Raw genomic sequence first — 9917 nt, 5'->3', positions numbered from 1 at the left:
CCATGCTCCGCGACGGCAGCCTCTACCAAGCCCAAACACCAACAGCAGCTTGACGAAAAACATAGGGACACTCTCACCCTCTGCTGGCAGGTGAGAGAGGGTTTCGGGTTTTCCTGCGGTAGGTGAGAGAGCGTTTCGATTTAACCCACATCACATGAGAGAGCGTCCTAGTAGACGGGTTTGTTGGGTTCCACCTCACGCACCCAGGCGAGGATCCCGCCGTCGAGATGGCTGACCCGCTGGTAGCCCGCTTTCCTGGCCGCGGCGAGGACGTTGGCCGACCGCGTGCCGGCCTTGCAGTGGAACACGATGTCCCGGTCCTGCGGGAGCTCCTCCCAGGCCTCCCCCGCGAGGATCCTGCCCTGCGGGATCAGCACAGCGCCGTCGATGCGGACAATATGGTGCTCACCCGGTTCCCGCACGTCCACCAGTTCAAAGTCCTTGAGTCCTGCCTTCCGCGAGGCCAGCATGGTGGCGAGCTGCGCGGCCGTGACGGAATGTTCGGTGTCCGCCTGTTCTGCCGGCGCAATCCCGCAAAAGGCCTCATAGTCCGTCAGCTCCGTGATCGGTTCCGCGGCCGGGTCCTTGGATACGCGGATCTCCCGCCAGCTTCCGCCCAGCGCATCAAACAGCGCCACCCGCCCCAGCAGGGAACGTCCGACGCCGGTAATCAGCTTGACCGCTTCGGTCACCATCAGCGACCCCACGGCCGCGCACAGCATGCCGAACACGCCGCCCTCACCGCAGGAGGGCACAGAGCCCGCGGGGGGCGCCTCAGGGTAGAGGTCCCGGTAGGTGGGCCCGTGCTTTTCCCAGAACACGCTGACCTGTCCGTCAAAACGGAAGATGGAGCCCCAGACGTAGGGTTTGCCCAGGATGGCCGCTGCGTCATTTACCAGGTAGCGGGTGGCGAAATTGTCAGCGCCGTCGAGGATGAGGTCGTAGCCCGCGAACAGTTCCAGTGCGTTGGTGGCATCAAGGCGGATATTGTGCAGCCGGACGTCCACCAGGGGGTTCAACGCGGCGATGGCATCGCGTGCCGACTCGATCTTGGGGCGGCCAACGTCCGCCACCCCATGAATGACCTGGCGCTGCAGGTTGCTAAGGTCAACGTCGTCGTCGTCGATGATTCCCAGCGTGCCTACGCCGGCGGCGGCAAGGTACAGGAGCGCAGGGGACCCGAGTCCGCCGGCACCGATCACCAGCACCTTTGCATTCTTGAGCCGCCGCTGCCCGAGGGCGCCGATCTCGGGGATGATGAGATGCCTCGAGTAGCGTTCCACCTCTGCGGCGGTGAGGTCGGCTGCCGGTTCCACCAGCGGATCCAGGGACACAGGTGAAACATTTGCGCTGATTGTCGAAGCCATACTTCAATGTATGCCCCGGGATACCGCCCGGTCATATTACCCCGCAGTAAAGTGGAGGTAACTGCAACGAAAGAAGGACAACCGTGGTCCATGAAGCACGGGCTAACCGCCCGCCGGCCGCCGAACCGCAAGCTCCCTCGCGTCCTGCAGGCCAACGGTCAGCCAGGCTTCCCCGGGACGAGCGGCGCGCCCAGCTCCTCATGGCAGCCCAGGAAGTCTTCGTGGCCAACGGTTACCACGGTGCAGCCATGGATGAAATCGCCGAGACGGCCCACGTCAGCAAGCCGGTGCTCTACCAGCACTTTCCCTCAAAACGGGAGCTGTACCTGGCCCTGCTGGAGAGCCACCTTGCGTCCCTGACGGACCTCATGCTGGGGGCCCTGAACTCCACGACGGACAATGACGAGCGCGTGCAGGCCGTCATGCGGGCCTACTTCCAGTTCATCGCCAACGATGACCAGGCGCACCGGCTGGTGTTTGAGTCGGACCTGGTCAATGATCCGGACGTCAGCGCACGCCTGGAAACCTTCAACAGGACGTTTGCCGACGCCATCGCACGCGTCATCGCCGAGGACACCAAGCTCCCCCATCTCGAGGCGCAGCTCCTGGGCCGGGGGCTCGCCGGAATGGCGCAGGTCAGTGCCCGCTACTGGCTTGAAACGGACGGCAACCTGGACCTCGATGTAGCCAGCGACCTCATCTACCGTTTAGCTTGGCGCGGAATCTCTCGCTTCCCCAAAGAGTCCTAGACTACAAATAAGACATAACCAACGAACGTGAATGGCTGGGAGGCCCCTGTGGAAATTAAAATCGGCGTTCAGAATATCGGCCGCGAAATTGTCCTGGAATCAAACGAGGATGCGGATTCGGTAGCCAAGATTGTTGAGGATGCCATCACCAAGGGCAGCGAACTCCGCCTGAAGGATGACAAGGGACGCCTGATCATTGTTCCCGGAAACGCCCTGGGCTACGTGGAGATCGGAGCCGAAGAGGCACGGCGCGTAGGTTTCGGCCAGTTCTAGGGCCTGCCGACGAACCACCCGTAGCCCAAGGAGGACCATGCTTTCGCTGACCATTGTTGTACTGGCCGCCGCCGCAGCAGGCTTTATTGTCTGGGCAAACGACAAGCGGCATGCCAAGTACGGGGCCGGCGTGCCTGCCGGGGTTTCCGTGGCCGTGGCAGCCCTGGCATGGATCATCCTGATGGCCGCCGGATTCGGATACCTGCCGGGACGCACCTGGATTCCCTGGGTCCTGCCGATCGTGCTCGGAGCCGCGTCCGCAACGACGGCCGCCATCTACCTCGGCCGTTCACGTGCGCGTCAGGATACCCAACGGCTGACTGCAATCCTTCGGGCCTGAGGCCTGCCGAGCACCTCGTGCAGCGCACTCCAAGCCAGCCGGCAGTGGCCGCCACCCCTATGGGTGGCGGCCACTGCCCGTTAGGAACACAGGGGCTGGTGGCGCGGGCGCTCAGCGACCCGCCTGTTCTGCTGGGGGCAACTAACGCTGTGCCGGCAGCTATTGCCCCTGCACATACTTCGCCGGCTCTGCCTTGGCGCCCGCAGCTGCCGCTGCTTCACTTGCTCCTGCGGCTGCCGCGAGGTCCCGGCCGGTCACCTGTCCCCCGGCGTCGTGGGACGTGTAGCGGATAAAGACGCGGTTGTAACGCCAGTCAAGGTCCGGGTGGTGGTTCTGTTCCTCGGCCAGGCGTCCGACGGCGGCAATCAGCTCAAGTGCGGCAGCCGCCGTCGGCATCTTGAAGACGGTGACCAGCCCGCCGTTGCCGGCCCGCCAGTCAGGCAGTTCAGCCAGGGCTTCGTCGATCCGTTCCGGGGGAAGTGCATCTTTGCCGGCCACTGCTGCTCCTTGCATCAGGGCGCCACCCGGCAGACGGCGGGCCCTACAGGAACTCGGCCCGGCCTTCCATTGCCGACGACGCCAGCGCGTGTTCACGGCGGGGTATGCGACCAGCCGCTTTCGCCAGCCTACCGGCGATGACGGCGTGCTTGAAGGCCTCCCCCATCAGGGCGGGGTTCTGCGCCCGGGTCACCGCCGTGGCCAGGAGCACGGCGTCGCAGCCCAGTTCCATGGCGAGGGCGGCGTCGGAGGCCGTGCCGATGCCCGCGTCCAGCACCACCGGTACCGAGGCCCGGGACACGATGAGCTCGATGTTGTGCGGATTGAGGATGCCCAGGCCCGTCCCGATGGGCGAGCCGAGCGGCATCACAGCGGTAGCTCCGAGGTTTTCGAGCCGCAGGGCCAGGACGGGATCGTCATTGGTGTACGCGAAAACCTTGAATCCCCTGTTGACCAGCTGCTCCGTGGCGTCCACAAGCTCAACGGCGTCCGGCAGGAGGGTGTGTTCATCCGCGATGACCTCAAGCTTCACCCAGTCGGTTTCCAGGGCTTCCCGGGACAGTTCAGCCGTGAGGACCGCATCCCGCGCCGTAAAACACCCTGCGGTGTTGGGCAGGACCCGGATGCCGTGATCCACCAGCAGCTGGAAGAGCGAGCCCGCCTCGTTTGGCGAATAGCGGCGCATGGCCACGGTGGTCAGTGAAGTCCCGGACGCCAGGAGCGCGGCGCCCAGGCCGTCCAGGCTGGGCGCGCCGCCGGTGCCCATGATGAGCCGGGATGCCAGTGGGACGCCGTCGATCACCAGGGGGTCCTGAACGCCGGACAGCTGGCTGTTGGTGATGGTGGTTCCGGTCATGGTGGTCAGCCTCCCTGTACTGCCGTGACAAGTTCGACGTCGTCGCCTTCGGCGAGCGCCGTGGCGGACCACAGACTGCGGGGCACCACCTGGGCGTTGCGGGCTACGGCCACGCCCAGCTTCCGCCCGTCCGTGGCCCGGCCGTCCGCGGCCAGTGGACGGCCCGTGACCTCGCTGACGAGCGCGGTGATGGAAGCGTCGTCGGCCACGCTGCGGCCGGTTCCGTTCAGGGTGATGTTCATGCTGTCTCCTGGGTGTTGGGTGGGGTTGCAGCCGCTTCAACCAGGTGGGAGGGAGCAGCGGAAAACCGGCCGGGGTTGAACGGGGCCCAGCGGGGGTCCTCGATGCCGTCCATGAGTTCGCGGCAGATTGCGGCCGCAGCCGGGGTGAGCAGGATGCCGTGGCGGAAGAATCCGGTGGCAATGATGAGCCCCCGTACGTGGCGGGACCCTTGAGCGCCGGGCCTTCCGGGGGCGGGCTGCCTGCCCGCGGGTTCTTCTGGTAGCGGCACCCTTCCGAGCAGCGGGGCGTTGTCCGGTGTACCGGGCCGGGCGCGGGCCGTGCACTCGAGCAGCTCAAGCTCAGCGACGGCGGGCACCAGCACCTGGGCATCGCGGAGAAGCTGGTACACGCCCCCTGCCGACACCGCACCGGCGCTGGAGACGGCGCCCCTGCCCAGTGCGTCCTCACGCTGGGTTGCCCCGATCACCACGGTTCCGTCCTGCCTCGGAACGATATATACGGGGACCCCGCGCACCAGACCGCGGACTGTCGAGGTCACCAGGGGCCTGAGATGCACCGGTACCGCGAGCCGCAGGATGTCCCCATGGACCGGCCGCAGCGGCAGGTGAAGGTCCACCGGCAGTCCGGTGAGTTCCGGGGCGTGCAGTCCGTTGGCCACCACGGTCTCCCCGGCCAGTACGGTCCCTCCGCCTTCCAGGGCTACTCCGGCTACGGCATCGTCCCGCCAGAGCAGGCCTGATGCCTTGTCCGGCACGGCGAATCCGTCGGCGGCGCCGGCTACGCCGCTTCCGGCCACGCCGGCATCCCCGGCGAGGGCCCGGCGGAGGCAGGCCACCAGCAGCCGGGGGTCCACTTGGTGGTCCGCCGGCGTATCAAGCGCACAGGCGATGCCCGGGCTTAACAGCGGCTCCCGGCGGCGGGCCTCGCGGATGGTGAGCGGTTCAACCGTGAGCCCGTTGGCCAGCTGGACGGCACGCAGGTCCAGCAGCGACTGCCGGTCCGCGGCGTCGGCACCCACGGCGAGGGTCGGCGTCGTAAGATATCCGGGATCCGAGCCCGCGGCCGCAGCGAGGTCAGCAGCGAAACCGGGCCAGCGGACGGAGGCTTCGAGCATGAGTTCCAGGAGGTCCTCCTCCTGGTAATGCAGTTCGTTCACCGGCGCAAGCATCCCTGCGGCCGCCCGGCTGGCTCCGGAGCCGGGGGCATCGTCGATCACCACCACTGAACGGCCCGAACGCCTCGCTTCCCAGGCGATGCCGTGGCCTATGGCTCCTCCGCCGATCACCGCCACATCGGCTCTGATTGTTGAGCCGAAAGAAGGGGTGCCGGTTACGCCATGCACATCAGGCATCGATTGTCTCCTTCCCTACGCCGGTATTAACCGGATCAGGTCAAGCGGTCGGCTCTGACGCCCTCTCAGCCCGGCGCTTTGTGACAGCTGCCGCGGCTCCCGCAGTACGAGCCCAGTGTAAAGGAATTAGGCTGGCTCCCATGAATGTGTCCCACCCCCCTGCCGCCGCTTCCCGTCCGTCCGGTACCGACGCCTTTATCAACGCGGAAGGGAGTGCCGGGCTGCACGATGCGCGCCTGTACCTCTGCACGGACGCGCGCCGCAGCAGGGGCGACTTCGAGCAGTTCGTGGATGCCGCGTTCGCGGGCGGCGTGGACATCATCCAGCTCCGGGACAAGTCCATAGAGGCAGCCGAGGAGCTGGAACTTCTGGCCATCCTGAAGGAGGCGGCGGTCCGCCACGGCAGGCTGTGGGCAGTAAACGACCGCGCCGACATTGCCGTGCTGTCCGGAGCGCCGGTGTTCCACATCGGGCAGAAAGACCTTCCCCTTGAGGCAGCCCGGACGCTGCTGAACGGGAACGCCGCCATCGGCCTGTCCAGCCACAGCCCTGAACAGGTGGATGCCGCCCTGGCCGCGGCCGCCGGCCCGGCGGCGCTCGACTACTTCTGCGTGGGGCCGCTGTGGGCAACACCCACCAAGCCCGGCCGCGCCGCCGTCGGGCTGGACCTGGTGAAGTATGCGGCCGCGGCAGCAGCGGCGCAGGGGCAGGGACAGTCCGACGGCGGCGTGCCCTGGTTCGCGATCGGCGGGATTGACCACGGCAACGTGAAACAGGTGGTGGAAGCCGGGGCCAGCAGGATCGTGGTGGTCCGGGCCATTACGGAAGCCGATGACCCGGCAGCCGCAGCCGCATCGCTGCTCGACGCGCTGGACGCCGCCCGCCCGTAACGCGGCGCCGGATCTGCGGCGCATCCCGCGGGCGGTTCCCTGCACTATTCGCGGAATTCGGGCTACGCTGATTTTCGTGTCACATCATCGGCTGGCCCCCAGTGTCCACGAGCACACCAACGCCCTCGAGGCTGCCCTCAGCGCCCTGCGGACGGAGCTTGAGCTGCCGGGCGACTACCCGGAAGATGCAGTGGAGGACGCCGAGGCCGCGGTGTCGGCACTGCGGCTGCCGTCCCATGACCTGACGGGCATCGACTTCATCACCATCGATCCGGCGTCGTCCACGGACCTTGACCAGGCGCTCCACATTGAACGGGACGGCAGCAGCTACCGCGTGCTCTACGCCATTGCCGACGTGCCCTCATTCGTGGCTCCCGGCGGTCCGCTGGATGCCGAGACGCGGCGCCGCGGCCAGACCTTCTACACCCCGGACGGCCGCATTCCGCTGCACCCGGAGGTCATCAGCGAGGGCGCCGGAAGCCTCCTGCCGGGGCAGGACTGTTCCGCGTTTGTGTGGGACTTCCGCCTTGATGCCCGCGCCGAGGTCACAACCGTGACGGTCAGGCGGGCCCGGATGCGCAGCCGCGCCAAGCTCAGCTACAAGGGCGCCCAGGCGGAACTGGACGGCGGCAGCCCTTCAGACGTCCTGGTCCTCCTCAAAGAGGTGGGGCTCAAGCGCGTGGAGCTGGAGCGTGCCAGGGAGGGTGCCAGCCTGAACATGCCGGACCAGGAAATTGTCCAGCTTCCCGACGGCGGCTACCGGATTGCCGCGGCCCCGCAGCTTCCCGTGGAGGACTGGAACGCCCAGATCTCGCTCATGACGGGAATGGCGGCGGCGCAGCTCATGCTGGCCGGCAAAGTGGGCATCCTCCGCACCATGCCCTCACCGGACGAGCGTTCCCTGCACCATTTCCGGCTCCAGACGGAGGCACTTGGGAAGCCCTGGGACGGTGAGGTCAGCTACGGCGAATACCTCCGCAGCCTGGACCCCACCGATCCCCGCCAGCTGGCCATTATGCATTCGGCGGGAATGCTCTTCCGGGGTGCGGCGTATACGGCGTTCGACGGCACGGTCCCTGAGGACGCTGTGCAGTCCGCCATCGGGGCCGCCTACGCCCACACCACCGCACCGCTGCGCCGCCTGGTGGACCGCTTTGTCCTGGTGACCTGCGAGGCCCTGTGCAACGGCGGCGAGGTGCCCGGCTGGGTCCGTGAGGCGCTGCCGTCGCTTCCCGAGATCATGGCCGGCTCGGACCAGTTGGCGTCCCGGATGGAACGCTTGGCCCTGGACACAGTGGAGGCTGCGCTCCTGGTGAACCACATCGGACAGGAGTTCGACGCGATCGTGATCTCCGGGTCCAAGCCCCAGAAGGAAAACGGGAACGGCGGCAACGGAAAGAACGGCAACGGCCGCAACGGCAACGGCAACGGCGGCTCCGGCATCATCCAGATTGCAGAGCCTGCCGTCACGGCCCGTTGTGCCGGCGAACTGGTGGCCGGAACCAAGGTCCGGGTGCGCCTCGTGTCCTCTGACATTGCCACCCGGGAAGTGCATTTCGAGCTGGTCCCCTCCCTGTCCTGAGAGGGGCGGTTTCTCCTGCGGGTTGGCAGGCACACCGGGCCAAAGCCGGGTTTCCGTTTCCGTGCGGCTAGACTGAAGAGGTAGAAATGGATGCCCGGTCGTTGATTTCCTTGATTTGAAACCAACAAGCCCGCCCCTACGCGATCTTGAGATACACCCGCTGGTCACCAGTGCCAGCATTTTAGATAGCCCGCGATCGGCTTCCACTGGAATTGCTTGCGCGCCTGAGCGTGCTCCGGAACGGCCTTGGGCCGGCCCGTTGAGCAGGCAGCGCCAATGCCCAAATGAATAAGGAAACTCCACGTGAGTGAATTGCATACCCACCAGCTTCTGACGGACGACTCCGGCACCGAAACGATCGAGCCGGAAGAGACCATCATCTCCGACGAGAAGCCGCATGAGATTGAGGAGAAGTCCTTCGCGGACTTCAACGTCCGCGCCGACATCGTGGAATCCCTGGCGGACGCCGGAATCACCCATCCCTTCCCCATCCAGGCCATGACCCTGCCGGTGGCCCTCTCCGGCCACGACATCATCGGCCAGGCGAAGACCGGCACCGGCAAGACCCTGGGCTTCGGCATTCCCGCCCTGCAGCGGGTGGTGGGCCGGGACGACGCCGGCTACGAAAAGCTCGCTGTTCCCGGCGCGCCGCAGGCCCTGGTCATCGTCCCCACCCGTGAACTGGCGGTGCAGGTGGCCAACGACCTGCAGACGGCCTCCCGCAAGAGGAACGCACGCATCGCCACCATCTACGGCGGCCGGGCCTACGAGCCCCAGGTGGAAGCCCTGAAGAATGGCGTGGAGGTTGTGGTGGGAACCCCCGGGCGCCTCATCGACCTCTACAAGCAGAAGCACCTGAGCCTGAAAAACGTCAAGGTCGTCATCCTGGACGAGGCTGACGAAATGCTTGACCTCGGCTTCCTGCCCGACGTCGAAACCCTGATCGCAGCCACGCCGGCGGTCCGCCAGACCCTGCTGTTCTCCGCCACCATGCCGGGCCCCGTCATTGCCATGGCCCGCCGCTACATGACCCAGCCCACCCACATCCGTGCTGCTGATCCGGATGACGAAGGCCTCACCAAGCGGGATATCCGCCAGCTGATCTACCGTGCGCACAGCATGGACAAGATCGAGGTGGTGGCCCGCATCCTCCAGGCCAAGGGCCGCGGCCGGACCATTATCTTCACCAAGACCAAGCGCACCGCGGCCAAGGTCGCGGAGGAACTGGTGGACCGCGGTTTTGCAGCCGCCGCGATCCACGGCGACCTCGGGCAGGGAGCACGCGAGCAGGCGCTCCGGGCCTTCCGCAACAACAAGGTGGATGTCCTGGTGGCAACCGACGTCGCCGCCCGCGGCATCGACGTGGACGACGTCACCCACGTCATCAACTACCAGTGCGTGGAAGACGAAAAGATCTACCTGCACCGGGTGGGCCGCACCGGCCGTGCCGGCAACAAGGGCACCGCCGTGACCTTCGTGGACTGGGACGACATGCCGCGCTGGGGACTGATCAACAAAGCCCTGGGCCTGAGCGTGCCGGAGCCCATTGAAACCTACTCCTCTTCTCCGCATCTTTTTGAGGACCTGGACATTCCCGCAGGCACCAAGGGCCGGCTTCCGCGCGACAAGCGCACCCTCGCCGGTGTTGACGCCGAGGTGCTGGAGGACCTGGGCGAAACAGGCAAGAAGAACGCCCGCGGCCCCCGCGGTCGCGGGAACCGCCGGCGTCGCGGCCTCCGCGGGCGTTCTTCTTGCCTGTTTCGCCCAG

Annotated in this window: 11 protein-coding genes and 1 riboswitch; of the genes, 6 read left to right on the top strand and 5 right to left on the bottom strand. The window is 66.6% G+C overall.

Going from position 1 to position 9917, the window contains the following annotated elements; all coding sequences use genetic code 11:
* Positions 1-167: 167 nt before the first annotated feature.
* Complete coding sequence (gene moeB, locus ACKAE7_RS19630; RefSeq protein ID WP_408980072.1) at positions 168-1367, bottom strand: molybdopterin-synthase adenylyltransferase MoeB; 1200 nt, start codon at positions 1365-1367, stop codon at positions 168-170.
* An 83-nt stretch (positions 1368-1450) separates the two neighbouring features.
* Between moeB and ACKAE7_RS19625 the strand changes: the two genes are divergently transcribed.
* From ACKAE7_RS19625 to ACKAE7_RS19615, 3 genes are read left to right on the top strand one after another with little or no spacing between them, the layout of a single operon-like run.
* Positions 1451-2116: a TetR/AcrR family transcriptional regulator gene (locus ACKAE7_RS19625; protein ID WP_104185043.1), complete on the top strand. Its 666-nt coding sequence runs from the start codon at positions 1451-1453 to the stop codon at positions 2114-2116.
* Between the two features lie 48 nt (positions 2117-2164).
* The gene (locus ACKAE7_RS19620; RefSeq protein WP_104185044.1) at positions 2165-2389 is read left to right on the top strand and encodes a DUF3107 domain-containing protein; all 225 of its coding nucleotides are present in this window, start codon (positions 2165-2167) and stop codon (positions 2387-2389) included.
* A gap of 37 nt (positions 2390-2426) precedes the next feature.
* On the top strand, positions 2427-2729 hold the full coding sequence (locus tag ACKAE7_RS19615; protein ID WP_408980071.1) for a hypothetical protein: 303 nt from the start codon (positions 2427-2429) through the stop codon (positions 2727-2729).
* A 159-nt stretch (positions 2730-2888) separates the two neighbouring features.
* Here the strand turns inward: ACKAE7_RS19615 and ACKAE7_RS19610 are convergent, their stop codons facing one another.
* The 4 genes from ACKAE7_RS19610 to ACKAE7_RS19595 all read right to left on the bottom strand — a co-directional run bounded on the left by ACKAE7_RS19610 (position 2889) and on the right by ACKAE7_RS19595 (position 5677).
* The gene (locus ACKAE7_RS19610) at positions 2889-3227 is read right to left on the bottom strand and encodes a 4a-hydroxytetrahydrobiopterin dehydratase (protein WP_408980070.1); all 339 of its coding nucleotides are present in this window, start codon (positions 3225-3227) and stop codon (positions 2889-2891) included.
* A 43-nt stretch (positions 3228-3270) separates the two neighbouring features.
* On the bottom strand, positions 3271-4083 hold the full coding sequence (locus tag ACKAE7_RS19605) for a thiazole synthase (protein WP_408980069.1): 813 nt from the start codon (positions 4081-4083) through the stop codon (positions 3271-3273).
* A gap of 5 nt (positions 4084-4088) precedes the next feature.
* Positions 4089-4325 carry a sulfur carrier protein ThiS gene (gene thiS, locus ACKAE7_RS19600; protein ID WP_188809730.1) on the bottom strand — a complete coding sequence of 79 codons (237 nt, stop codon included), beginning with the start codon at positions 4323-4325 and terminating at the stop codon, positions 4089-4091.
* On the bottom strand, positions 4322-5677 hold the full coding sequence (locus ACKAE7_RS19595; protein ID WP_408980068.1) for an FAD-dependent oxidoreductase: 1356 nt from the start codon (positions 5675-5677) through the stop codon (positions 4322-4324). Before ACKAE7_RS19595 ends, thiS begins: the two co-directional genes overlap by 4 nt.
* A riboswitch (TPP riboswitch) is annotated at positions 5673-5790 on the bottom strand. Its footprint overlaps the gene before it by 5 nt.
* Before the next feature lie 27 nt (positions 5791-5817).
* On the opposite strand from ACKAE7_RS19595, the gene thiE reads away from it, so the two are divergent.
* From thiE to ACKAE7_RS19580, 3 genes are all read left to right on the top strand, one after another.
* Positions 5818-6567, top strand: a complete 750-nt coding sequence (gene thiE, locus ACKAE7_RS19590; RefSeq protein WP_408980067.1) for a thiamine phosphate synthase — start codon at positions 5818-5820, stop codon at positions 6565-6567.
* A gap of 76 nt (positions 6568-6643) precedes the next feature.
* Positions 6644-8149 carry an RNB domain-containing ribonuclease gene (locus tag ACKAE7_RS19585; protein WP_408980066.1) on the top strand — a complete coding sequence of 502 codons (1506 nt, stop codon included), beginning with the start codon at positions 6644-6646 and terminating at the stop codon, positions 8147-8149.
* Between the two features lie 303 nt (positions 8150-8452).
* Positions 8453-9917, top strand: a 1465-nt coding sequence (locus tag ACKAE7_RS19580; RefSeq protein WP_408980065.1) for a DEAD/DEAH box helicase, incomplete at its 3' end; no start/stop codon positions are given.

The organism is Pseudarthrobacter sp. NKDBFgelt, from assembly GCF_046097905.1.
Taxonomy (GTDB): domain Bacteria; phylum Actinomycetota; class Actinomycetes; order Actinomycetales; family Micrococcaceae; genus Arthrobacter; species Arthrobacter polychromogenes.
The sequence above is the reverse complement of the archived record's forward strand: the minus strand, read 5'-3'. Positions and strand labels throughout refer to the sequence as shown.

Excerpts from the sequence above, each read along its gene's own strand:
- ACKAE7_RS19615 (WP_408980071.1), top strand. The coding sequence starts at position 2,427 with ATGCTTTCGCTGACCATTGTTGTACTGGCCGCCGCCGCAGCAGGCTTT.
- ACKAE7_RS19595 (WP_408980068.1), bottom strand. The coding sequence starts at position 5,677 with ATGCCTGATGTGCATGGCGTAACCGGCACCCCTTCTTTCGGCTCAACA.
- thiS (WP_188809730.1), bottom strand. The coding sequence starts at position 4,325 with ATGAACATCACCCTGAACGGAACCGGCCGCAGCGTGGCCGACGACGCT.
- ACKAE7_RS19605 (WP_408980069.1), bottom strand. The coding sequence starts at position 4,083 with ATGACCGGAACCACCATCACCAACAGCCAGCTGTCCGGCGTTCAGGAC.
- thiE (WP_408980067.1), top strand. The coding sequence starts at position 5,818 with ATGAATGTGTCCCACCCCCCTGCCGCCGCTTCCCGTCCGTCCGGTACC.
- moeB (WP_408980072.1), bottom strand. The coding sequence starts at position 1,367 with ATGGCTTCGACAATCAGCGCAAATGTTTCACCTGTGTCCCTGGATCCG.